Annotated in this window: 24 protein-coding genes; 14 read left to right on the top strand and 10 right to left on the bottom strand. The window is 60.2% G+C overall.

Features of this window, described 5'->3' with window-relative positions:
* Positions 1 to 2: 2 nt before the first annotated feature.
* Positions 3 to 1,466, top strand: coding sequence for an aldehyde dehydrogenase (locus tag QEZ52_RS05735; RefSeq protein ID WP_406650338.1), 1,464 nt, complete (start codon positions 3 to 5; stop codon positions 1,464 to 1,466).
* Between the two features lie 9 nt (positions 1,467 to 1,475).
* On the opposite strand, the gene QEZ52_RS05740 is transcribed toward QEZ52_RS05735, so the two are convergent.
* Entirely contained in the window at positions 1,476 to 1,787 is a 312-nt protein-coding gene (locus QEZ52_RS05740; RefSeq protein ID WP_406648556.1) for a cupin, read from the bottom strand.
* A 104-nt stretch (positions 1,788 to 1,891) separates the two neighbouring features.
* Between QEZ52_RS05740 and QEZ52_RS05745 the strand changes: the two genes are divergently transcribed.
* Positions 1,892 to 2,311: an Lrp/AsnC family transcriptional regulator gene (locus QEZ52_RS05745; RefSeq protein ID WP_406648557.1), complete on the top strand. Its 420-nt coding sequence runs from the start codon at positions 1,892 to 1,894 to the stop codon at positions 2,309 to 2,311.
* A 10-nt stretch (positions 2,312 to 2,321) separates the two neighbouring features.
* Here the strand turns inward: QEZ52_RS05745 and truA are convergent, their stop codons facing one another.
* Positions 2,322 to 3,089, bottom strand: a complete 768-nt coding sequence (truA, locus tag QEZ52_RS05750) for a tRNA pseudouridine(38-40) synthase TruA (protein WP_406648558.1) — start codon at positions 3,087 to 3,089, stop codon at positions 2,322 to 2,324.
* A 148-nt stretch (positions 3,090 to 3,237) separates the two neighbouring features.
* Here truA and QEZ52_RS05755 point away from each other — a divergent pair, with 148 nt between their 5' ends.
* Genes QEZ52_RS05755 through QEZ52_RS05765 form a run of 3 tightly spaced genes read left to right on the top strand, consistent with a single transcriptional unit; the run spans position 3,238 to position 6,178 of the window.
* Positions 3,238 to 4,653 (top strand): YcjX family protein, encoded by a 1,416-nt coding sequence (locus tag QEZ52_RS05755; protein WP_406650341.1) that lies wholly within the window; start codon positions 3,238 to 3,240, stop codon positions 4,651 to 4,653.
* A complete protein-coding gene (locus QEZ52_RS05760) occupies positions 4,650 to 5,174 on the top strand; it encodes an N-acetyltransferase family protein (RefSeq protein ID WP_406648559.1) in 525 nt (174 codons plus the stop codon). The genes QEZ52_RS05755 and QEZ52_RS05760 overlap by 4 nt, the downstream gene beginning before the upstream one ends.
* Complete coding sequence (locus QEZ52_RS05765) at positions 5,171 to 6,178, top strand: YcjF family protein (RefSeq protein WP_406648560.1); 1,008 nt, start codon at positions 5,171 to 5,173, stop codon at positions 6,176 to 6,178. The genes QEZ52_RS05760 and QEZ52_RS05765 overlap by 4 nt, the downstream gene beginning before the upstream one ends.
* On the opposite strand, the gene QEZ52_RS05770 is transcribed toward QEZ52_RS05765, so the two are convergent.
* Positions 6,179 to 6,610 carry a group III truncated hemoglobin gene (locus QEZ52_RS05770; RefSeq protein ID WP_406648561.1) on the bottom strand — a complete coding sequence of 144 codons (432 nt, stop codon included), beginning with the start codon at positions 6,608 to 6,610 and terminating at the stop codon, positions 6,179 to 6,181.
* A 137-nt stretch (positions 6,611 to 6,747) separates the two neighbouring features.
* On the opposite strand from QEZ52_RS05770, the gene QEZ52_RS05775 reads away from it, so the two are divergent.
* From QEZ52_RS05775 to QEZ52_RS05805, 7 genes are all read left to right on the top strand, one after another.
* Positions 6,748 to 7,458 (top strand): VIT1/CCC1 transporter family protein, encoded by a 711-nt coding sequence (locus QEZ52_RS05775; protein WP_406648562.1) that lies wholly within the window; start codon positions 6,748 to 6,750, stop codon positions 7,456 to 7,458.
* 68 nt (positions 7,459 to 7,526) lie between these two features.
* Complete coding sequence (locus QEZ52_RS05780) at positions 7,527 to 8,816, top strand: SDR family oxidoreductase (protein ID WP_406648563.1); 1,290 nt, start codon at positions 7,527 to 7,529, stop codon at positions 8,814 to 8,816.
* Positions 8,817 to 9,299, top strand: a complete 483-nt coding sequence (locus QEZ52_RS05785; protein WP_406648564.1) for a DUF2269 family protein — start codon at positions 8,817 to 8,819, stop codon at positions 9,297 to 9,299. It begins immediately after the preceding gene.
* Between the two features lie 214 nt (positions 9,300 to 9,513).
* A complete protein-coding gene (gene ileS, locus QEZ52_RS05790; protein WP_406648565.1) occupies positions 9,514 to 12,435 on the top strand; it encodes an isoleucine--tRNA ligase in 2,922 nt (973 codons plus the stop codon).
* A 178-nt stretch (positions 12,436 to 12,613) separates the two neighbouring features.
* Complete coding sequence (locus QEZ52_RS05795) at positions 12,614 to 13,066, top strand: methylated-DNA--[protein]-cysteine S-methyltransferase (protein WP_406648567.1); 453 nt, start codon at positions 12,614 to 12,616, stop codon at positions 13,064 to 13,066.
* 147 nt (positions 13,067 to 13,213) lie between these two features.
* A complete protein-coding gene (locus QEZ52_RS05800; RefSeq protein ID WP_406648569.1) occupies positions 13,214 to 13,675 on the top strand; it encodes a hypothetical protein in 462 nt (153 codons plus the stop codon).
* Positions 13,672 to 14,301: a class I SAM-dependent methyltransferase gene (locus tag QEZ52_RS05805; protein WP_406648571.1), complete on the top strand. Its 630-nt coding sequence runs from the start codon at positions 13,672 to 13,674 to the stop codon at positions 14,299 to 14,301. The genes QEZ52_RS05800 and QEZ52_RS05805 overlap by 4 nt, the downstream gene beginning before the upstream one ends.
* Here QEZ52_RS05805 and QEZ52_RS05810 read toward each other — a convergent pair.
* The 5 genes from QEZ52_RS05810 to fsa all read right to left on the bottom strand — a co-directional run bounded on the left by QEZ52_RS05810 (position 14,267) and on the right by fsa (position 18,493).
* Positions 14,267 to 14,974: a phosphatidylcholine/phosphatidylserine synthase gene (locus QEZ52_RS05810; RefSeq protein WP_406648572.1), complete on the bottom strand. Its 708-nt coding sequence runs from the start codon at positions 14,972 to 14,974 to the stop codon at positions 14,267 to 14,269. The two genes, QEZ52_RS05805 and QEZ52_RS05810, sit on opposite strands and share 35 nt — an antisense overlap.
* 85 nt (positions 14,975 to 15,059) lie before the next feature.
* Positions 15,060 to 15,650, bottom strand: coding sequence for a cytochrome P460 family protein (locus QEZ52_RS05815; RefSeq protein WP_406648573.1), 591 nt, complete (start codon positions 15,648 to 15,650; stop codon positions 15,060 to 15,062).
* 163 nt (positions 15,651 to 15,813) lie between these two features.
* On the bottom strand, positions 15,814 to 16,749 hold the full coding sequence (locus tag QEZ52_RS05820) for a tyrosine recombinase XerC (protein WP_406648574.1): 936 nt from the start codon (positions 16,747 to 16,749) through the stop codon (positions 15,814 to 15,816).
* Positions 16,746 to 17,453: a DUF484 family protein gene (locus QEZ52_RS05825; RefSeq protein ID WP_406648575.1), complete on the bottom strand. Its 708-nt coding sequence runs from the start codon at positions 17,451 to 17,453 to the stop codon at positions 16,746 to 16,748. The genes QEZ52_RS05820 and QEZ52_RS05825 overlap by 4 nt, the downstream gene beginning before the upstream one ends.
* Positions 17,454 to 17,839: 386 nt before the next feature.
* Positions 17,840 to 18,493 (bottom strand): transaldolase family protein, encoded by a 654-nt coding sequence (gene fsa, locus QEZ52_RS05830; RefSeq protein ID WP_406648576.1) that lies wholly within the window; start codon positions 18,491 to 18,493, stop codon positions 17,840 to 17,842.
* 15 nt (positions 18,494 to 18,508) lie between these two features.
* On the opposite strand from fsa, the gene QEZ52_RS05835 reads away from it, so the two are divergent.
* Positions 18,509 to 20,782, top strand: coding sequence for a primosomal protein N' (locus tag QEZ52_RS05835; protein ID WP_406648577.1), 2,274 nt, complete (start codon positions 18,509 to 18,511; stop codon positions 20,780 to 20,782).
* Positions 20,783 to 20,916: 134 nt separating this feature from the next.
* Here QEZ52_RS05835 and QEZ52_RS05840 read toward each other — a convergent pair whose 3' ends face one another.
* A complete protein-coding gene (locus QEZ52_RS05840) occupies positions 20,917 to 21,978 on the bottom strand; it encodes a YeeE/YedE family protein (protein ID WP_406648578.1) in 1,062 nt (353 codons plus the stop codon).
* A gap of 255 nt (positions 21,979 to 22,233) precedes the next feature.
* On the bottom strand, positions 22,234 to 22,629 hold the full coding sequence (locus QEZ52_RS05845) for a rhodanese-like domain-containing protein (RefSeq protein ID WP_406648579.1): 396 nt from the start codon (positions 22,627 to 22,629) through the stop codon (positions 22,234 to 22,236).
* A gap of 295 nt (positions 22,630 to 22,924) precedes the next feature.
* Between QEZ52_RS05845 and QEZ52_RS05850 the strand changes: the two genes are divergently transcribed.
* On the top strand, positions 22,925 to 23,494 hold the full coding sequence (locus QEZ52_RS05850; protein ID WP_406648581.1) for a carboxymuconolactone decarboxylase family protein: 570 nt from the start codon (positions 22,925 to 22,927) through the stop codon (positions 23,492 to 23,494).
* The last annotated feature ends 52 nt before the right edge of the window (positions 23,495 to 23,546 follow it).

The raw sequence follows: 23,546 nt of genomic DNA on the forward strand, positions 1-23,546 counted from the left end.
TGATGCAACAGTTTCAGCAGTATATCGGCGGTGTGTTCTCGGCGGGGATCTTTCAGTTTCCCAGCATTGATCCGGCTGACGGCCAGACCTGGGCCATGATGCCCGAGGCGGGTGTGGAAGGGGTGAATGCCGCTGTCGAGGCCGCGCAGAATGCGTTTGTCTCGCCCGAATGGGCGGGAATGACGGCGTCTGGGCGGGGCAAACTGTTATTGCGACTGGCCGATTTGGTGGCCGAAAATGCGCTGCGGCTGGCTGAGCTGGAAACCCGCGACACAGGCAAGATCATCCGTGAAACCCGCGCCCAGATCGCCTATGTCGCGGAGTATTACCGCTATTACGCAGGGCTCGCCGACAAGATCGAAGGCGCGCATCTGCCGATCGACAAACCGGACATGGAGGTCTGGTTGCGCCGGGAGCCTTTGGGGGTGGTGGCGGCGATCGTTCCGTGGAATTCACAGCTGTTCCTGTCAGCGGTCAAGATTGGTCCTGCGCTGGCCGCGGGTTGTACCGTGGTGCTCAAGGCGTCCGAGGATGGCCCTGCACCGATGCTGGAGTTTGCCCGCATTTTTGATCAGGCCGGATTTCCGGCGGGTGTGTTGAACATTATCACAGGGGGCCCCGAAGTGGGTGCTGCCCTGTCGAGCCACCCAAAGGTCGCCCATGTGGCATTCACCGGTGGGCCGTCGACAGCGCGTCACATCGTGCGAAATTCTGCGGAGAACCTGGCTTCCACCTCGCTCGAGCTGGGTGGAAAATCCCCGTTTATCGTGTTCGAGGATGCCGATTTGGACAGCGCTGTGAATGCGCAGGTGTCGGGGATTTTTGCCGCCACGGGTCAAAGCTGTGTCGCCGGCTCGCGGCTGGTTGTCCAGAATTCGATCAAGGATGAATTCCTCGCGCGTCTGAGCGAAAAGGCGCAAAAGGTGGTCATTGGGGCCCCCGATGACATGGCAACCGAGGTCGGGCCGCTGTGTACCGCGCGACAGCGGGACAACGCAGTCGCGTTGATCGCGCAATCGGTGGAGCAGGGTGCCCGTCTGGTCACGGGCGGGGCGGCGATTGACGGGTCGGGGTTTTATTTTCCGCCTACCATTCTGGATTGTGCTGACGCGCCGGATGCGGCCTGTATCACCAATGAATTCTTTGGTCCGGTACTGTCGGTTCTGGGCTTCGAGGACGAAACCGAAGCGTTGGAAATTGCCAATGCCACCGAATTCGGCCTGGCCTCGGGGGTGTTTACCCGCGATCTGACCCGCGCGCATCGGATGATCCGGGGCATTCAGGCCGGGATTGTCTGGGTCAACACCTATCGCGCGGTCAGCCCGATTGCGCCGTTTGGCGGGCATGGTCTGTCCGGTCACGGACGCGAAGGCGGGCTGCAGGCGGCGCTGGATTACACCAAGATCAAGGCGGTGTGGCTGCGCACCAGCGACGATCCGATCCCGGACCCTTTTGTGATGCGCTGAGCCAGCACATCAGACGCTGCCGGCCTGTTCAATGACCAACACCCGCGCGACCCCGCGCGGGTGCGCCATATGTGCGTCCCCGTCCCGCGCGTGAAATATATCGCCGACGTTCAGCTGCACAATCTGCTCCTGCCCATTCTGGCGGGTGTGCATGTCTACCTGGCCGTCCAGAACAACAAAAACCTCGGGCCCGTCATTAATGTGCCAGATATATGGCGCGTCGGTCCAATGAAGCCGAATGCTGGCATCATTGATGCGTTCAATATCACAAGCCCCCCAGGCGACATTGGCGGAAAACTCGGTTGGAACAATTTTTCGCATTGGATTATCCTGCTGCTGATCTGTCTGCGCAACCTATCAGAAATCTTTGATGCCCCCAGATTGCGAACCGACGGAAGAGGCCTGCGAAACGGGGGAAATGGTGTATGCAACCGGATCGGACAGACAAACGCATTCTCGCCGTGCTGGAACGCGACGCCCGCACCAGCGCCGCCGCCATCGGGCGGGCTATTGGGCTGTCCCGCACAGCAGTGCAGGACCGAATTTCACGGATGGAAACTGCCGGTCTTTTGCTGGGATACAGACCTGTCATAGCTCCGGACGCCGTGACCGGAATTCGGGTGGTGATATTTGTTCAGATTGCAGAACGCCCGTGTGATCCGGCGTTGGATTGGCTGTCATCCCTGGTGGGGGTGACAGATGTGTTTTCGATTTCCGGGGAAATTGACGCCATCGTGCATGCCATACTGGCCTCGCCCGAGGAGCTGACGCGTTTGAACGACCGGATCGGTGCCAACCCGATGATTGGAGCGGCGCAGTCTCAGATGGTGTTGCAAAGCCGTTAGGGGCCAATGATCAGGCGAAGGGATCTGATGGATAGCCGACCCGCGCCAGATACAGCCCATGTCCCGGACACACCGGTCCGCAGGCAGCGCGATCCCGGGCCTCGAGCGCTGTTTTGACATCATTCGGAGCCCAGGCTCCGGCACCAACCCGTTCCAGCGTTCCTACGAAACTGCGCACTTGGTTGTGCAGGAACGACCGGGCGCGAACATGAAACCGGACTTCGGGTCCAGAAAACCCCTGAACGCGTTCAACCGACAGTTCGTCCAATGTCTTGAGCGGGCTGGCTGCCTGACAGATTGATGAGCGGAACGTGGTGAAATCATGTTTGCCAATCAGGTGGTTGGCACCCTCCTGCATGGCATCAACATCCAGATCATGGCCCAATTGCCAGACCTGCCCCCGGTCATGGGTGGCGGGCGCACGACGGATCAGAATGCGGAACAGGTATTGCCGTTCAATGGCAGAAAACCGGGCATGCCAATCATCGTCAACGCGGACACAGGCCACGATGGCAACCGGGGCGGGTTTCAGATGATAGTTCAGCGCCTCGGACAGGCGGAACGGGTCCCAGTCCTTGGTCATGTCGCAATGGGCCACCTGGCCCAACCCATGTACGCCAGTATCGGTGCGCCCTGCGGCAGCAATCGTATGGTCGCGCGGTTCCAGACGGGCCAGGGCAGCTTCTATGGCACCCTGCACCGACGGCTGGTCCTTTTGGCGCTGCCATCCGGCAAAAGGCGCCCCCTGATATTCTACTTTCATCGCGTAACGTGGCATGATTGGGCCTTAGCCTGCGCGGACGTGCCGGGCAACCCCGAAGGCAGATCGCAAGGGCGCGCCGCCCCCCATTGCGCTGCGCTAGGACTGGTAACTGGGGCTAGTGCGCCCTATCTTGGGCGCATTGGATTTTGGACGGGACACGACATTGGTCATCACATCGCTTGCCGACAACGTCATGCGCGGGGTGGAAACGCTGGGCGATACCGTATCCGAGACCTTTTTCGAACCGACCATCCGATTGGGTGTGACCGGATTGGCGCGCTCGGGCAAGACCGTGTTCATTACTTCGCTGGTGGCCAACCTTTTGAAGCGGGGGCGGATGCAGCAGCTGATAGCCGCGCGTCAGGGTCGGATCGAAGCTGCCTTTCTGCAACCTCAGCCGGATGTCACAGTGCCCCGGTTCGATTATGAAACACATCTGGGGGCGTTGACGTCGCACACGCCGCAATGGCCAGACAGCACAAGGGCCATTTCGGAACTGCGTCTCAGCCTGAGGGTGCAGCCCTCTGGGCTGTTGTCGGGATTACAAGGCCCGCGCACCATCCATCTGGATATCATTGATTACCCGGGTGAATGGCTGCTGGATTTGGGGCTGCTAGAGCGCAGCTATGACGCGTGGTCCAAAGATGTCCTGACTCGGATCGACAAACGCGACTGTGCGCAGGATTATATCGGGCTGGCCCGCCAGATCGACCCGAGCGCCGAACATGAGGAGCCAACAGCACAAACGCTTGCCCGCCAGTTCACCCAGTATCTGACACAGGCGCGACAGGAAGGCTTTTATGACTGCACCCCTGGTCGGTTTCTGTTGCCTGGCGATCTGGCGGGATCTCCGGCGCTGACATTTGCGCCGTTGCCGGTCACCACGGGGTCTGTCCGAAAGTCGTTGCACCGCGAGATGGAACGCCGCTTCGAAGCTTATAAATCCCGTGTGGTAAAGCCCTTTTTTCGCGATCATTTTGCCCGGATTGATCGCCAGATCGTTTTGGTCGACGCGTTGGGTGCCATCCACTCCGGCCCGCAGGCCGTCGAAGACATGCGTCGCGCCATGGCCGATATACTGGGTGCGTTTCGCCCGGGGCGAAATGCCTTTCTCACCCGGCTCGTGCGCGGCAAACGGGTCGAGAAGATCCTGTTCGCAGCCACCAAGGCAGACCATCTGCACCACAGTCAGCATCCACAGCTGACGGCCATTATCGAAGCCCTGACCCAGGAGGCCCGGGAACGGGCGCGATTTGCCGGGGCGGCCACGTCGGCTATGGCACTTGCCGCTCTGCGTGCCACGACCGAAGAAATGCGCCCCCACAACGGTCACGATCTGGGCTGTGTGCGGGGAACGCTGTTGGACAGTGGAAAACAGGCGGCCTTTTACCCCGGCGCGTTGCCCGATGATCCCACACATCTGCTGGGACCGGCGCGCGAAGGCGCCCAAGGCTGGCTTGACAATGACTTTCAGGCGATGCGGTTTGCTCCCGCCAGATTGACGCTGAAACCGGGTGACGGGCCGCCGCATATTCGGTTGGACCGAGCCGCCGAGTTCCTGATCGGAGACCGGTTATGAGCCTGCATATCCGCGCAGCCTTTCCCACGGATGCGGGGGAGACCGGAGATATCCTGTACCGGTTCCAGGAATCCACGGCCTGGATGCCAAAACTGTATACATCGGCGGAAATCATTGCCTTTTGTGGTGCCATGATTGACCGCGGGTGGGTCACAGTGGCCGAAGACGACGGGCAGGTGATCGGGTTTCTGGCACGGGACGGCGAAGAAATTTGTGGCCTCTATACCTTGCGCGATGGACGGCGCAAGGGTGTGGGAAAACTATTGCTGGATCATGCCAAGACGCAGAGCAAACGCCTGACGCTGCGGGCGTTTCAGGCCAACATCGGGGCACAGCGGTTTTATCGGCGCGAAGGGTTTGTGGTCACGGGGCAAAGCGACGGAAGCGCCAATGACGAAGGCCTGCCGGATCTTGCCTTTGTTTGGCCCGCGCCGATGGTTTTGGCACCGGAGATCCGGTTGGACGCCCGTTCGAAACCCAAGGCCGAGACCGACACCAGAACCAGGGAGAAAAAACCGTGAGCAAGGGGCCTGTTCTGTTCGATTTGGACGAGAGCGACGACACGCCGGAGGTGGATGTGGCAGCGGCTCCTCCCGTGCCTGACTTGAACCTGTCCGGGCGCCCTGATCGTGCGGGCGCAACAACCGTGGCGATGCAGATGGCCGGCACCAGACCATCGCGGCTGGCACGTTGGTTCTCGGGACTTCTGGTTTCGATCATCCTGGCCGCCGTCGGGGTTGCGGCCTGGGATTTCGCCGTCGGCCTGTTGGACCGCTGGCCGGTTCTGGGGTGGGCCGTGGCAGGGGCGATCGGGGTTCTTTTGGGTCTGGCCGTGGCCATTGCACTGCGCGAATTGGCGGCGCTGGCCCGTTTGCGTCGTGTAGAGACGCTGCGAGCCATGGCTGACGCCGCTGCGGGAGATGTCACGGCTGCGCGGGCTTTTGGCACCCGTCTATCAGCGTTCTATCAGGGGCGCAGTGACCAGGATTGGGGGCGGGCGCGGTGGCGTGAACATGCGGATCAGGTGCTGGATGCCGATGCCCTGCTGGACCTGGCGGAAACCGAGCTTTTGGTACCATTGGACAACGCGGCCCTGAACGAGATCGAACGCGCCGCCCGACAGGTGGCTACGGTCACCGCGTTGGTGCCTTTGGCTTTGGCGGATGTTGTGGCTGTATTGCTGAATGCCTTGCGGATGACCCGCGCGATTGCTCAGATCTATGGTGGGCGGTCAGGCCTGTTTGGCTCTTGGCGTCTGCTGCGCGCAGTTCTGGCGCATCTGGCGGCAACCGGCGCAGTGGCGATAGGCGATGACCTGCTTGAATCGGTGCTGGGCGGGTCCGTTCTGGCCAAGCTGTCGCGCCGGTTCGGCGAAGGTGTAGTCAACGGAGCCCTGACCGCGCGCGTTGGCATTGCAGCGATGGAAGTTTGCCGTCCGATGCCGTTTTCCAAACCGCACCGGCCCAAAGTCAAATCGGTGATCAAACGGGCGTTGGTGGGGCTGTTCGATCGCAGCCCATCCTGATCAGAACAGGGTGGGAGGGGCGTCTTTGGGTTGGCGCATGGACACCACCCCCATGCGAAACCCTTCGCCGATCCGGCGCGCCAACGCATCCCAACGGACCGCGATTTCGGCAGGCAGCTCGGCGTTTAACACCTCACAGAACAGGTCCAGCCACATCGGAAAATGACTAGCCTGAATCTCGGGGGTGGACACATGAACCCGCATCGGATTGCCGTTATAGCTGCCTTCGCGCAGGATCGCATTGCGCCAGAACCCGGCGATCTTGGCCTCGTGGCTGGGCCAATCGCCGATATGGGCCGCAAAGACGGGACCCAGGGTCGGATGTGTTCGGATGCGGGCGTAAAATACGCCCACCACCCGGTCGATCTCATCACCAGTGATGTCGAATTTTCGCAATGGATTGGGCGGCGTGTCAGTGGCGGGATGTGTCATGACGCGGTCCTGTTTTGTGTCCTGATGACATAAGCCTCGCAGGGGCGGTTGAAAACCCGCTTTGACCTGACGCAAGGCCGCAGGTTCGGCGTTGGCGCAGGATAACGGCACCGCCAGCCGCCCTCCAGGAGCCAGCCATGCCCGAACACAGCCATGATCCCCAGTCGATCGCCGCCCGTATCGGATCACCACCCGGTCGGGGCGTGTTGCGCGACCTGGTCTATGGCGGGATCGACGGGTCGGTCACCACCTTTGCCATTGTGGCAGGGGTGGCGGGGGCCGGGTTGTCCCCGTTCATAATCGTGGCCTTGGGGTTGGCGAACGTTTTGGCCGACGGTTTTTCCATGGCAGCAGGCAATTACTCTGGCACCAAGGCCGAACTGGACAATATCCGCCGCCTGCGCCAGGTGGAAGACCGCCACATAACCCGCTATCCCGAAGGTGAACGCCAGGAAGTCCGCGAAATCCTGACGCTCAAGGGGCTGACCGGGGACGTGTTGGAAGACGCGACGCGTGCAATCACCGCCGACCGGGATCGCTGGATCGACCTGATGATGGAAGGCGAATATGGGATGGGGGGTGTCGACCCGCACCCGTTGCGGGCGGCTTTGGCGACCTTCGCGGCCTTTCTGGTGGCCGGGATGATCCCGCTTTTGCCGTTTCTTCTGGGGCTGCCAGGGGCATTTGCCCTGTCGGCCTGGATGACAGGGGCAGTGTTCTTTGCCATTGGTGCGATGAAGAGCGTCTGGTCATTGGCACCCTGGTGGCGATCCGGTCTGGAAACACTGGCAATTGGCGGCGCGGCAGCGGCGATGGCCTATGGGGTTGGTACCCTGTTTCACGGATAGATCCGGGCTGGACGCCCGGCTATTTCCGCCTAGTGTTAGGCGCGTTACAGCAGTCAGGAAGCGGCGAGATGCAGCAACGGGTATTGGTGCTCGGATCCTATGGGTTCATCGGTGCGGCTGTGGTGCGTGCCTTGCGGGGCGCAGGATGCATAGTGACCGGGTTGGGGCGCGCGCCGCGTCGGGTGGATCCGGGTTATACGGTCCTGACAGGTGATTTAAGCCGGATGTTGGAACCGGCGGATTGGCAGCCGGTTCTGAAAGACATCGACCTGGTGGTCAATTGCGCCGGTGCCCTCCAGGATCAGCGTCCCGGAGAGTTGGAGGCCGTGCATCACCTGGCCATTGCCGCGCTGGCCAAAGCTGCGGGCGCACGCGCTATTGGGATCGTTCAGATCTCGGCTGTGGGAGCCTCTCGGCACGCCAGCACAGAATTCATGCGCTCCAAGGCGCGCGGGGACGCGGCGCTAAGGGCTTCTGACGCGCGTGTCTGGGTGTTGCGCCCGGGGCTGGTTTTGGGTCCAACGGCTTTTGGGGGAACGCTGTTGTTGCGGACGTTGGCGGCGGTGCCGGTGGTGCAACCCATTGCGATGGCGGATGCCCGGATACAATCCGTTGCTTTGGACGATGTCGCGCGTGCGGTTGTCGAGGCCACCACCGGATCCTTGCCACCCGGGCAATATGATCTGGTCGAAGAGGCGGCGCAGCCATTGAACGTGGTCGTTCGCGAAACCCGAAGGTGGTTGGGATTTGCCCCAGCACGCTGGACCTTGAACATGCCGGGCTGGATCACGATCGGTATCAGCACAGCCGCCGATCTGTTGGGGCGGTTGGGGTGGCGCTCGCCTTTGCGCAGTACGGCAATCCATGTGCTCCGGGATGGCGTCTTGGGGGACCCGGGGCCTTATCTGGCGGTAACCGGTCGCCCGATGACTGCGTTGGCGGCGACGTATGCGCGGTTTGATGCGCGCCGCGAAGACCGTTTGGCGGCGCGGCTGGCGGTCTTGATGCCCGTCGCCGTGACAATGCTGAGCTTGTTCTGGCTGGTCTCCGGGGTGATCGGCCTGTGGCAGATCGAACGGGCTGCCGAAACATTGGTTCAGGTTGGCTGGCCCGGCTGGGTGGCAAGGGTGAGTGTCGCAGGTTGGTCGGTGGTGGACATGATGCTGGGGCTGGCCATTCTGTATCGGCCCTGGGCTGGGCTGGCTTGTCTGGGGATGGCGGCGGTGTCGGTTTTCTATCTGGTCAGCGGCGCGGTTTTGACGCCCGCCCTGTGGTCGGATCCACTGGGCCCGATGGTCAAGGTGGGGCCGGGTCTCATTCTGGCGCTGATCACCCATCAATTGCTGGAGGACCGTTGAATGGACCCAGAGCTGATCCTACGGTGGCTGCATGTGGTCGGGGCCTGTGTGCTGCTGGGCACTGGTGCGGGCATCGCGTTCTTTATGCTGATGGCACACCGCAGCCGCGACCCGTATGTGATTGCCCATACAGCGGGTGTCGTCGTGTTGGCTGATCTGCTGTTCACGACCTCGGCGGTGATTGTGCAACCTGTGACAGGGGCGCTGTTGGCCTGGCAACTGGGGTGGAGCCTGACCGAAGGCTGGATACTGCTGTCTCTGGTTCTTTATGGTGTGACGGGGGTGTTCTGGTTGCCGGTTGTCTGGATTCAGATCCGTCTGCGCGACATGGCCCGCCATGCGGTGGCGACGGGGGGCGATCTGACACCGCGTTATGATCGGCTGTTTGCCATCTGGTTTGTCTGTGGGTTTCCCGCCTTTGCCGCAGTGCTGGCCATCGTCTGGCTGATGCTGGAGCGCCCGGACATAGTTTGGATGGGTTGATCGATCATTTGCGCGTCCGAACTGTCGCAACCGCGCCCTCTGGACGCTGCCTGGAACTGCGCCTATAACGCGGACCAAGATGTTAGGCATGGCCATCATTATTCGAATTATATCCCCGGCTCTCTGATCAGACGAGACGCCGGGCCAAGGTGTTTGAGACTTCGCACCGACCGAACCTTTCCCCACCGACACGATCATCCAAAGGACGCCACACATGTGCGCCGACACGCCTGAAACGCCCGAATACAAATCCACGCTGAACCTGCCCAAAACCGATTTTCCAATGCGCGCGGGATTGCCCAAACGCGAACCCGCATGGCTGGAGCGCTGGGAACAGATCGGAGTTTACGACCGCTTGCGCGAGAAACAGGGCCGGACCCCGTTCATCCTGCACGACGGTCCTCCCTATGCGAATGGCCATCTGCATATTGGTCACGCGCTGAACAAAACGATCAAGGACATGATCGTGCGGTCGCATCAGATGATGGGATTTGATGCGCGGTATGTGCCTGGGTGGGATTGCCACGGTCTGCCGATCGAATGGAAGATCGAAGAGCAGTACCGCAACAAGGGCAAGGACAAGGATGAAGTTCCTGTCATCGACTTCCGTCAGGAATGTCGCAAGTTTGCCGAAGGGTGGGTCGATATCCAGCGTGAGGAATTCAAACGTCTGGGCATCACCGGCAATTGGGTCAATCCTTATCTGACGATGGATTACCATGCCGAGGCGGTGATTGCTGGCGAATTCCAGAAATTCCTGATGAATGGCACCCTGTACCAGGGGTCAAAACCCGTGATGTGGTCGCCAGTGGAAAAAACCGCCCTGGCCGAGGCCGAGATCGAATATCACGATCACAAAAGCCACACCATCTGGGTCAAATTCCCGATCACTCAGGCGATTGGGCCGACCGGCGCAGACGTTGGCCTGCAAGGTGTCGACGTCGTGATCTGGACCACCACGGCATGGACCATCCCGTCTAACCGGGCCATCGCCTTTAACCCGGCGTTGTCCTATGGCCTGTACAAGGTCACGGCAGCCCCCGATGGCAATTGGGCGAAAAAGGGCGATCATTACCTGCTGGCCGACAATCTGGCCGCCGATGTGATGAAATCCGCCAAGGTCGACGAATTTGTGCGCAAACGCGATATTCCGGCGGAACAGCTGGACCTGATTTCCTGTGCGCACCCGTTCAAAGGGGTCGATGGGGGCGAAGGGGAGTGGGACTATAAGGTTCCGATGCTGCCCGGCGATCACGTCACCGACGAGGCAGGGACCGGATTCGTGCACACTGCGCCCAGCCATGGTGCCGACGATTATGTTCTGGGGGTCAAACATGGCTTGCAGATGACCTATAACGTGATCGAAGATGGGTCCTTCCGCGCCGATTTGCCGTTGTTTGGTGGCGAGGTCATCATCACGCCCAAGGGTAAGGAAGGCGGAGCAAACACCACCATCATCAACAAGTTGGCCGAAATCAGCGCCCTGATCGCCCGCGGACGGGTGACGCATTCCTATCCGCATTCCTGGCGTTCCAAAGCCCCGGTGATTTTCCGCAACACACCACAGTGGTTCGCCGCCGTGGACCGCGAGATCGCAGACGGCATGGACCAATATGGCGATACCATCCGCCAGCGGGCGTTGACCTCGATCGACGAGCTGGTGAAATGGACGCCCCAGACCGGGCGCAATCGCCTGTTTTCGATGATCGAAGCGCGCCCGGATTGGGTGCTGTCGCGCCAACGCGCCTGGGGCGTGCCGCTGACCTGCTTTGTTAAGAAGGACACGCTGCCGACGGCACCGGACTTTCTGTTGCGCGACGAGGCCGTGAACGCCCGTGTGATCGAAGCATTTGAGGCCGAAGGTGCCGATGCGTGGTATGTCGAAGGTGCCAAGGAACGGTTCCTGGGCTCCGACTACAATGCGGATGAATGGGAGCAGGTCTTTGACGTGCTGGATGTGTGGTTCGATTCCGGATCGACCCATGCGTTTGTGTTGCGCGACCGCGAAGACGGTGCTCCCGATGGCATCGCTGATGTCTATATGGAAGGCACCGACCAGCACCGCGGATGGTTCCATTCGTCGCTGTTGCAGGCCTGTGGCACCAAAGGGCGTGCGCCCTATCGCAATGTGGTGACCCACGGGTTCACGCTGGATGCCAAGGGCAACAAGATGTCCAAATCGCTGGGCAATACCATCGTGCCGGAAAAGATCGTCCAGCAGTATGGTGCAGATATCCTGCGCCTCTGGGTGGCTCAGACCGACTATACCGCTGACCAGCGGATCGGTCCGGAGATCCTGAAAGGGGTGGCGGACAGCTATCGCCGCCTGCGCAATACGATGCGGTTCATGCTGGGCGCGCTGTCCGATTTCACCGAAGTCGACCGGATCGAAGATCCGGCGGACATGCCGCCGTTGGAACGCTGGGTGATGAGCCGCATGGCGGAATTGGACGAAGTCGTGCGCAAAGGTTACGCCGAATTCGATTTCCAGGGCGTATTCAGCGCGGTGTTCAACTTTGCCACTGTGGATCTGTCGTCCTTCTATTTCGATATCCGCAAGGACGTTCTGTATTGCGATGGCGACAGCACCCGTCGCCGTGCCGCGCGCACGGTGCTGGATTTGCTATTCCACCGTCTGACGACCTGGCTGGCCCCAGTCCTGGTGTTCACCATGGAAGAGGTCTGGCTGGAACGCTTCCCAGGCGCGCAAAGTTCGGTGCATCTGGTCGACTTCCCTGAAACTCCGGCCAGCTGGCGCAATTCACAGAACGAGGAAAATGTGGCTCGGGTGCGTCGTGTGCGCCGTGTGGTGACGTCGGCTCTGGAAATTCAGCGGCGTGACAAGGTGATTGGCTCCAGCCTGGAGGCGGCACCTGTGGTCCATGTGGAAGATGCCGAAACTCGCCGTTTGATGGCATTGGTGGATATGGATGATGTCTGCATCACCTCAGGCCTGACAGTCAGCGCGGATCCGGCACCGGATGAAGCGTTTCGCATGCCGGATATCACCGGGGTCGCGGTTGTGTTCGAAATGGCCGAGGGCGAAAAGTGTCAGCGATGCTGGAAGATCCTGCCCGATGTGGGGCAGCACGCACATTTGGGTGTCTGTGGCCGGTGCAATGACGCGTTGAACTGAGCGTTCCAGAGCGTCTGTCTGCTGACCTGTGAAGCTCTCGATGGGTGAAACAGATCGCACTTGTTTCCGCAGCGCGGGCCGGGACCCCCATCGAGGGGGTCCCAGCCCGTGTTCTTTGATCCCGAAGGATCAAAGAACCGCTCTTGTCCGATTGCACAACATGCGACAGGGTAGGGGAATGCCTATAGCGTCCTTAGATACCCCCATCGGCCCGCTGAGCGTTGAAGAACGCGACGGAGAAATCATACGGGTTGGCTGGTCGTGGGAAGGTGCCGACAGCACATCGGTTCTGAACAAGGCCCTTGCGCAGCTGCGGGCCTATTTTGCCGGTACGCTTAAGCAGTTTGATTTGCCCTTGCAGGTGCAGGGGTCCGATTTTCAGCGGGCAGTTTGTGATGCGATGCTGGCGATCCCGTTTGGTGACACCCGTACCTATGGCGAGATCGCCAAAGAGCTGGGCGCGCCGCCGCAGCCTGTGGGCAATGCCTGTGGCGCAAATCCGATCCCGGTGATCATCCCGTGCCATCGGGTTCTGGCGGCCAACAGCCTGGGTGGGTTTTCCGGCATGGGCGGGGTCGAAACCAAGGTGGCCTTGCTGCGCCACGAAAAGGCGGCGGGATTGCTGATCTGAGCGTCAAGCGCCCCGGTCCTGTGGCCAAATTGCCGTTTTGACCAAGATGTCCGGATATTTGATCCAGAACAAGGCGGCTTGACGTGCAAACGTCTGAAATCGCACTATTCCACATCCAAGCACGCAGATTGAACGGGAGAACCGCCCATGACTTCGGACCGGGTCGCGCTGAAACAGGCCATCCAAGACAGGATTATGTCATTGGAAGAGGCCGAATTGGCCTCTGCCATCGCGCATTACGAGGCGTTCCTGAAGGACTCCCTGTTGGATGACCGCGAAGGTCATGACAAGGACGATTTGGTCGGTGCCCGCGAGAATGCCGATCTGGCCGCTGCCTTTGACCATCCGGTCCAGGCGCATCATGCCAAGATCGACGTGCTGGAAAATCTGGATTTTTCGATGACCGACAGCGTGCGCCCCGGTGCGGTTGTCCGGTTCAATGGTCGCAGTTTTGTTGTTGCGGTATCGACGACGCGTTTCGAAGTCGACGGTCAAACCTATATGGGCATTTCTCAGCAAAGCCCGATCTACAAAGCCATGGCCGGGTTGGAAGCCGGTGATACCTTTGTGTTCAACGGTAAAGACGTCGAGATCGAAGACGTTTTTTGAGAGCCCGTTCGCGGCAGATGGAAACGGTTCTGTCTGGGTATGCCAAGGATGCAGCAACGCTGATCCCGACCTATGACTCGCTGTCGTCGCGGCAATTGCATGAACCTGTTGAGACCTGGCTGCCCGATCGGCCTGCGACGGTACTGGATCTGGGGGCAGGCACTGGGCGGGATGCTGCTTGGTTGTGTCAGCAGGGGCACCAGGTCTGGGCGGTCGAACCTGTGTCGGCCTTTCGCCAGGCGGGGCAGATTCTGCACAGCGCTCAGCGGATCACCTGGGTCGACGATCAATTGCCAAGCTTGAGTCGTACATTGTGTTTGGGACAACGGTTTGATCTGATTATCGCCAATGCGGTTCTTCACCATCTCTGCCCCATGGATCGCAACGCCGCCATGCAGGTGGCCTATGATCTGATGGCACCCAAGGGGCGTTTGATCTGTTCGCTGCGTCATGGTCCAACGCCTAGTGCCCGTCCGGGATATCCTGTTTCAACACCGGGTTTGGTCTGCCATGCCACGACATGTGGTCTGAAGCTGTGCGCTCATCAGGCAAACCTCGAATCGCATCAGCCCAACAATCGAATGTCCGGTGTCAGTTGGGATTGGCTGGTGTTTGTTCGGGAATGATCTGTTGGGCGATGCCGGCGAACAACAGGTAGATCGATGTCACGACCAGCCCCCAATGGGCCCAGCTCTCGGGATGGAAATCCACCCAGGCAGCCCAGCCGGCAAAGAAAGTCCAGGCCAGAGCCATTGGCAATGTTATCTTTCGCCAGCGTTCTGTGCGCACGGGATGGACGAATTTTAATGGCAGGAACATGGCGATTGCCACCAAGGCTACCAGGACCAGGCTGACCCAGAAATTCGGTTCGAGCGCAAAAATCACCAGCACAACCATGTTCCAGCAGCCTGGAAATCCCAAAAATGAATTGTCCTTGGTCTTCATCCGGGTGTCGGCAAAATACATCGCACTGGCAAAGGTGATGACGATAATCGCAAACCACCCGGTCCACCCGTCCATTAAACCGGACTTGAACAGGGCAAAGGCCGGAATGAACACATAGGTGAGATAGTCGATGATCAGGTCCAACAACACCCCGTCGAATTCGGGTGCGTATTTCTTGACATGGTAATGGCGGGCCAATGGACCGTCAAATCCGTCCACAACAAAGGCCACGACGAGCCACAGGAACATCAGGCTCCATTTTTCATCGACGGCTGCCAGCATGGCGAGCATGGCAAAAACAGCGCCGGTTGCAGTAAAAAGATGGACGGAGAGGGCACGCAATTCAGGGGTCATAACCCCGTCATGGCCCATGCTGCGCCGGGATGCAAAGCAAAAAACCCGGAAAAATGCCCGGGTTTTTCATGTGAGCGCAAAAAGTTCAATTCGAAGAGACACGAACCTCTTCCAGCGGATAGGCCAGGCTGTCCTGGTCGGCCCAACCGATGTGGCAGTCATGGCAAAAGCTCTGTTTGAACTTCATCGGTTTGCCATTGGGTTGGATGCCACCATACAGCCAGTCATCGGTTTCAGGCGCGCCGCCGGCGGCCAGTTTGGTCATCAGAAATAGGGGGCCGATGCGCGCCGCCTTTTTCTTCTTGGAGATGGTAATGCTTTCTTTGGCCAGAACAGATCCAGCAGGCATTTTGACGCCTTGCTCTTCGAACTTCAGATATTGTTCGGCTGCGATCGGGTTGGCAAATGTCTGCAACAATCGGTTGCCATGTGGTCCCGCCACGGCGGGGCGCGTGCTGCTGATCGTCCAGTTGCGATAATTTTGTGCGACCTTGTTGCCCTGTTTGGAATAGCCGGTGACCATGGTGTCCTTCATGCAATCATACAGTGCCACCACCTGCGCCTCTTCCAGATCAAAGGCTGATTCGACGTCCACCGGACAATCGGCCGCTTGGGCAGCAGCACCACCCAGCAGAACAACAAAGGTAGCTGCGGAAAACGTGGTTGCGTGCTTCATTTCTGGACCCTCCCGTGGGATGTGTTGCGCCTGATGCCTCAGCGTTGGCGCAAACGGCGATCATATCAATCCGCAGAGAGGACACGATTTTACACTTGAGGGTGACGGGTGCGTGAGACCAGCGAAACCTGGCGGACGGAGAGGGGGGGCTACACCATCGGCATCATGCCTTGGGGTGCGTGCGTTGATAGACTTCCATCAGATGGGCCGTGTCGACGGCTGTATAGGTCTGGGTGGTCGACAGAGAGGCGTGTCCCAGCAGTTCCTGTATGGCGCGCAGGTCGCCGCCTGCTTCGAGCAGATGCGTTGCAAAACTGTGCCTTAGCGCATGTGGGGTGGCTGTTGACGGCAATCCCAGCTGCGCCCGTGTCCGGGCCATAACGCCCTGAATTATGCGAGGATTGAGCGCACCACCGCGAATGCCGCGAAACAACGGGTCCTCGGGTTTCATGGGATGCGGGCACAGACGCAGGTATTTGTCCACAGCGTCACGCGCGGCTGGGAGCACCGGCATGATCCGTTCTTTGTCGCCCTTGCCGATGATGCGCAGCACGGGTGGCAATGGGGCGTCCTGACCTTTCAGGCCCAGGGCTTCGGAGATGCGCAGCCCACAGCCATAGAGAAGGGTGATCACCGCAAGATCCCGAGCCGCAACCCAAGGACGTTCAGACTGAAGCTCGACCGTGTCCAGAACCGCGCGGGCGGCGTCCTGTGCCAATGGTCGGGGCAGTTTTTTGGTGAATTTGGGGGCGCGGGTCGACAGCACGGCGGTGGGTTCGAACCCTTCCCGCTCAGCGAGCCAGCGGTAGAAGGTCTTGACCGCGGACAGCTTGCGGGCCAGTGATCGTGCGCTCAGACCATCGGCGCGGGACCGTGCCATCCAGGCCCGCATATCAGATACGGATATGCGCGAGATCGCAGCCAGCCCCTGTTGGCCACCGTGGTGATTGGTCATGAATCCGAGAAAATCGATCACATCGCTGTTGTAGGCCGCAATCGTGTTTTCAGACGCGTCGTTCAGCGCGGCCTGTCCAGTCAGCCATGACTGTAGTGCATCCCGGCACGCCGGGGAAATGAGAGGGGGAGGTGTTTGGCTCACGACAGCCAGTGGCGCATCGACCGTTCGAAGACGCCAGCAAAGAAGGTGAGAAGATCCGTGCCCTGTTGCGGAGAGAAGTGGTGGGGGTCTTCGGCACCCATTACCAGCAGGCCGGGCAAACGCCCGTTGCCCAGATCCAATTTGAGGCAGGCTTCGGACCGGATCCAACCGGCTTTGGGTCCATAAATTCGCTCGGCACCGCTTTGGATCTGGCGCAGGGTGACCTGACGGGACCGACCATTGCGATCCTGGGTCAGAAACCCGTCGATGAAACCTGGGGCGGCCACGCGCAAAACCCCGTCAAGCCGCTGAACGGCAGGGTCCTGATCATTCTGGACGGATTCCAGCACCAGCGATATGGCGTCAACCCGCAGAGTTTCGGCAACTTCGCCGCCGAGATCCCGTAGGAAGGTTTCGAACTCCATCGGATCCAGCATGCGCAGTATGGCACGGTGGATCTGATTGGTGCCGGCCAGGTTTTCATAGGCCGCAGCAATGACCGAACGATGGGTGTCTTCGAGCCGGTCCAACCGGGCTTCGAGACGGTCCATTGCGATGCCGCGCAGGTCAATGATGTTGCCGCCCATGATGCGTTCATTGGCAGCAATCAACGCGTGCATGATCGCCTTGTCATCCAGAACAGCGTCTGGTTTGGCAATGATCGCATCGCGCAGGGTATCTTCCAGTTTCGGGCTACTGCTCATGTCTGCCTCTGTTCGTCTTTTTTCTGGTTTATAGCACGAGTTTCGGGCTTGGCTGCCGGAAAATTCCCGCGGAATGGTAAATTTTGGGTAAATCTGGGCTCTGATGACCAGGGTTTCACCTGCGACCGCGGCGCTCCCGCCCGGTTTTGCTGGATCAGAGATCCATCAGGCCCGGTTGGGCCGGGCGCATCGCACCAGGGCGCGATGCGTGCGCTGAATGGGGAGGCCGGGAGTTCGATCCGACAAGGGGGACAGCGCGGCAAGCCGCGCTGCCAGGCCGAAGGCCCGAGTAAGCCCGGCGAAGCCGAGGTTGCGAGGGGCACGGGAGGCCCCCGTTCTTGGGTCGCGCGTCAAACCTCGCGCGACGAACTCCAAGCGCCTTTGGTTCAGAGGATCTTGATATCGGCCGCTTTGATGTCCGCCAAAAAGGCGTCCAGCCCCTTGTCGGTCAGCGGGTGGTTGATCATAGATTTGATGACCCCAGGAGGTGCAGTCATCACATCCGCGCCCAAACGTGCGCTGTCCAGAACGTGGTTCACGCTGCGGATCGACGCAGCCAGGATTTCGGTGTCAAACCCGTAGTTGTCATAGATGGTGCGGATGTCGGCAATCAGCTCCATACCGTCCAGGTTGATGTCATCCAGACGTCCAATGAACGGCGAAATAAATGTCGCGCCTGCCTTGGCTGCCAGCAGCGCCTGGTTGGCGGAAAAACACAGAGTGACATTCACCATGTGACCATCGTCGGTCAGAGTTTTGCAGGCCTTGAGCCCGTCCCAGGTCAGTGGCACCTTGACAGCAATGTTGTCCGCGATCTCGAGCAGTTTGCGCCCTTCTGCGATCATGGTCGCGGAATCGGTGGCTGTTACTTCGGCGGACACAGGCCCTTCAACCAGATCACAGATCTCCTTGGTGACTTCGATGATGTCACGGCCGGATTTCTTGATCAGCGACGGGTTGGTGGTCACGCCGTCCACCATGCCCAGATCGTTCAGCTCGGCGATTGCGTCGATCTCGGCGGTATCTACGAAGAATTTCATGTGGCAGTCCTCTGAATGGGTTGGCCTTGGTCGCGCCAGCCTTTACCTCATGTAGGAGAACGGGACAACAAGGCGGATAACGTGAGCGGGCAGGCGGCCACACAAGAGTTCTTTCATCAAGGTGAACGGGTTGGCGTTCTGACGACGCAACCCCTTGATCGGCTGTTGGATTACCGTGCACCCGAAGGCGGCTGCTTCCTGGGGGCCTATGTCGAGGTGCCGTTGGGTCCGCGCAAGGTGATCGGGGTGGTTTGGGGCGCAGGTGCCGGAGATTTCGATTCGGCCAAATTGCGGTCCGTGATCCGGGTGCTGGATGTGGCCCCCATGCGTCAGGAAATGCGCCAATTCCTGGGGCGGGCTGCCGATTACACGCTGACCCCGATGCCTGCGATGCTGCGGCTGGCGACCCGCGCCCCTGGATTGAGCGACCCTCCTTCGATGCGCAAGATCCTGCGGCGGGGCGACAAAAACCCGGATCGTCTGACGGATGCGCGCACCCGGGTGCTGGAGGCCATCGAACACTATGGCGGCCTGGCCTTTACCACTGGCGAGCTGGCCGAGATGGCCGGGGTGACACCTTCGGTGGTCAAGGGTTTGGTGAAACTGGGGGCTCTGCGCGAAGAGGATACCCCGCGCGACGTTCCTTACCCCACCCTCGACCCGCAGCTGCCGGGCAAAGAGCTGACGCAGGATCAGGCCGATGCCGCAGGCCAGTTGGCCGAAGGTGTGGCGTCCGGGGCCTACGGCACCACGCTGCTCAAAGGGGTGACGGGATCGGGCAAGACCGAAGTCTACCTCGAGGCCGTGGCGGCCTGTCTGCGCAAAGGGCGACAGGCGTTGGTGTTGTTGCCCGAAATCGCGTTGACCGCCGAGTTTCTGACACGGGTCGAGGCCCGATTTGGCGCACGCCCCGCCGAATGGCATTCTGGTGCCACCATGACCGAACGACGCAGGGTCTGGCGTATGGTCGGACAGGGGGGCGCGCAGCTGGTTGTCGGCGCGCGCTCGGCGCTGTTCCTTCCGTTTCGGGATCTGGGGTTGATCATTGTCGACGAAGAACATGACACCTCCTACAAACAAGACGATGGGGTTTTGTACAACGCCCGCGACATGTCGGTGCTGCGCGCGGCGATGTGTTCGGCACAGGTGGTGCTGGCGTCGGCCACGCCATCGCTGGAAAGCTGGACCAACGCCGAGGCCGGAAAATACACCCGCCTAGATCTCAAATCCCGGTTTGGCGTGGCCGTCATGCCAGAGATGCGCGCGGTCGATATGCGCAATGAACAGATGCAACCCGCGACCTGGATTTCACCGACCCTGCGTCAGGCGATGCGCAGCCGGTTGGAGAAGGGTGAACAATCCCTGCTGTTCCTGAACCGGCGCGGTTTTGCGCCTGTAACCCTGTGTCGGGCCTGTGGCCAGCAGGTGGCCTGTGATCACTGTGATGCGCGCATGGTTGAGCATCGCTTCTTGAAGCGCCTCATGTGTCATCAGTGCGGCGAGACCAAACCGCTGCCCGAAGAATGCCCGTCCTGCCATGTTGCTGGCAAGATGGCAGCCGTCGGGCCCGGCATCGAACGTCTGGGAGAAGAGGCCGCCGGGGTGTTCCCCGAGGCACGGATCGCGGTGTTGAGTTCGGATCTGTTCGGATCGGCAAGGGCGCTGAAACAACGGATTGAAGAGATAGCTGCTGGAGAGGCCGACATCATCCTGGGCACCCAACTGGTGGCCAAGGGGCACAATTTCCCTTTGCTCACGCTGGTCGGGGTGATCGATGCGGATCTGGGTCTGCAGGGGTCGGACCTGCGCGCCGCCGAGCGCACGTTTCAGCTGATGCGCCAAGTGGCGGGTCGCGCTGGCCGGGCAGAACGCCCCGGTCAGGCGTTGCTCCAAAGCTTTCAACCCGAACATCCGGTGATCCGTGCAATCCTTTCCGGTGATGAGGAGAATTTTTGGCGCGCGGAGGCCGCCGAACGTCATGCCGCCGGGGTGCCGCCATTTGGACGAATGGCCGGGATCATCCTGTCCGGCGGTGATGTGGCGCAAGTGTTCGATCTGGGGAATACGCTGGCACGCAACGACGGCCCCCTGCGTCAGATTGGGGCGCAGCTTTTTGGCCCGGCCCCGGCCCCGATTGCCCGTATTCGTGGGCGTCATCGGGTGAGATTACTGGTCAAGGCGGCCAAAGGCGCGCCGATTCAGGACGCGGTGTCGCGCTGGCTGGCCCCTATTCGGCTTCGTGGGGATTTGCGGTTGAATGTCGACATCGACCCGCAAAATTTCTTTTGAGAAGAAAAGGCGGGGGCGCTGCCCCCATCGCCTTTGGCGATTCCCCCGGGATATTTAGGGCCAGATGAACAAAGGATCCCTTCTTCATCTGGCTGGAAATATCCCGGAGCGCGAGGCAGAGCCTCGCCAATCTCTTAGGCCGCCACAGGCTCACCGCGCTGGTCGACCAGAAAATCGGTGATCATGGCACCGACCCACATAAAGAACAGCGCGGCCCAGGCGGTGCCCACAAAAATCGACCCACCGGTTACGCCCGCACCGATGGCGCAGCCGCCAGCCAACATGCCACCGAATCCCATCAAAGCGGCACCGATCATTGCCTTGCGCATGGTGACGGGGCCGTCAAAGGCCTGGATCTTCATTTCTCCGGCCAGCCCCGCCGAAATCATCGCGCCAATGAACACACCTGGTACCAGGCCCACGTCGAATTCCAATATGGCGTTGCGGTCGAGGAAATACATCAGCGTGTGGGCTGAGGGGCCGGTAAACGTGGCGCTTTCGATTTGAACCGGGTCAAAGGCCACCTGGGACAGCCCGTAGGTCAGAACCCACCCCAGAGCCACGGCAAAGCCGACGCCAGAGGCAAAGATCAGCCGCGACGCGCCGATTTGATGTTTGCGGGCCAGAATCAGGGCCAGAACGGCAAAACCGGCCCCGATCAACAGCCCGGCATAGGAGGGCAGGCCAACCGTAGCGAGCAAGTCCATATTGCGCCCGCCGTCTGTCACCCAGAGCATGGCCAGCCTGTCACGAACAGGTGAAAGTATTCCAGTGAGGCTCATCTGTGCCACGACGGCAAAAATCATGCCCGAGACCACCGAGCGCAGGTTGCCGGTCGCTGCCAGTACCAGCAATCGCCCGGAACAGCCCCGCGCCAGAACCATGCCCGCACCAAACAGCAAACCTCCGATCACCGCGCCGGACCAGCTGCCGGGAACCGCCATCATGCGGGCATCGGCGCTTTCCATCAGCCCCAGCAGCTGCGCGCCCTGCACCCAGACCATTGCAGTCGAGAAGGTGAGGAACCAGACTGCGACCTTGTCCTCCATCTTGCCACGGGCAAATTCGACGGTGGCGGCGCGCAGACAGAACCGCGACCGTTGCGCCGCGATGCCGAACACGATGCCGGTGATCAGCCCGAACAGCGCAGCCGTCGGCGCTTCGCCGATGCGTTCGACCAAGGTCACGAGATCCATGGGTCCCTCCATACATGCATTGATCGCAATGTATTTGTGTGAAGGGGATGTCTCCTTGATCCAGATCAGGTCAGGCGAGGTCAAGGCAGGGCAGGGGCGACAGACGCGCCACAGCGGGCAAGGTCATGCCTCGTGCTGATTTTCAGAGCAAAGATCCGGTCGTCGTGTGAGGTCAACGTCTATTGACGTTCTTGCTTGTGGCGAGAGCCGTACTTTGGAGATGGCGCATGGAGAACTTGCGTCTGGCGTTCGTGATCAAGGCTGTACCGTCTCGGAGCCTGCGGCGATCAGTGCCGCCATGCCGCCATCTATGAAGGAGACATTCTCGAAACCCATCGTGGTCAAGACGTTGGCCGCCGCAGCGCCCCGATAGCTTGGAGCGCCACCACAGGTCGTGAAAATGCGCCTTGAGCGATCTTGAAACTCTGGAGACCTGTAGTTACTTTCCAGGTCCGCCATCCAGGCAACAGCGCGACCGGGCGCGGGAAGCGCGCGTGGGTTGATCCCCGTTGTTTCAATTTCAGCCGTATCTCTCACATCGACGATCAATATGTTGGAGTCTGCTTCCATTGCAGACAATGCATCGGCTGGTGAAATCGGTTGAGCGTTGGAAATCTCTTGGGTCTCCATTTGCGCAAATGTCAGTGCCATCTTGCGGTCCCCCCTATCGGTTTCTGCTCAAACACTGTCACTTTATGACTGAGCGACAAAATTTCCCCCTCCCAGGGACCTGCCGGCCCAGATGCCCAGACATCGAAATGTACGGGTTTGATGTGGCAACGTCCTTGCTCCCGCCCGGGCTTTTGGGTGGCTTCCCGCAAAATTGCTGCTGAGGGGCACAGGCGGGGCAGAGCCCCAGTATCTAGCCGGTCCAAACACGCTCCTGTTTACGCACGGGTGCCGATTTCGTGTAGTGTAAGGCACCGTCAGGTCAGGAGATGCACATATGAAACGCTTGTTCCCCTCTCTGCAAGAGACTGCGACTTTGGGCAGTGTCTTTCGCAGATTTCCCGCAAAGCTTGGGCCATTGGTGGCACAGTTGAATCTGGTCATGCGCGGTGAAAGCGACCTGACCATTGCACAGCGTGAACTGATCGCGGCCTATGTTTCGGGATTGAATGCCTGTGCATTTTGCCATGGGGCGCACAGTGTTCATGCCCAGGCATTCGGGGTTGATGTGGGCGTGATCGAGGCCGTAATCCAAGACCCCCTGTCAGCGCCTGTAGACCCGAAGGTCAGACCGATCCTGTCCTATGTGTCCAAACTCACGCGGACTCCGGCTATGATGATCGAAGAGGACGCCAAGGCGGTATATGATGCAGGTTGGTCCGAGGACGCCTTGTTCGATGCAGTTCAGGTTTGCGGGTTGTTCAACATGATGAACCGTATTCTGGAAGGAACCGGGATAACCGAATACTATCTCGATCCCGAGAACGTCGAAGAGCATCAGCTCGCGCCGTTGCGAAGCGAGGAGTGTTATACGGAATTCGGGCGTCAGAATGGCGTAACCGACTGAATGCACTGGTGGGATATGCACATCGACTGGGCCCCGCAAAAGGCGCGCTGGT

It is taken from the genome of Aliisedimentitalea scapharcae, assembly GCF_045277565.1.
GTDB classification, from domain to species: Bacteria; Pseudomonadota; Alphaproteobacteria; order Rhodobacterales; family Rhodobacteraceae; genus Aliisedimentitalea; species Aliisedimentitalea scapharcae.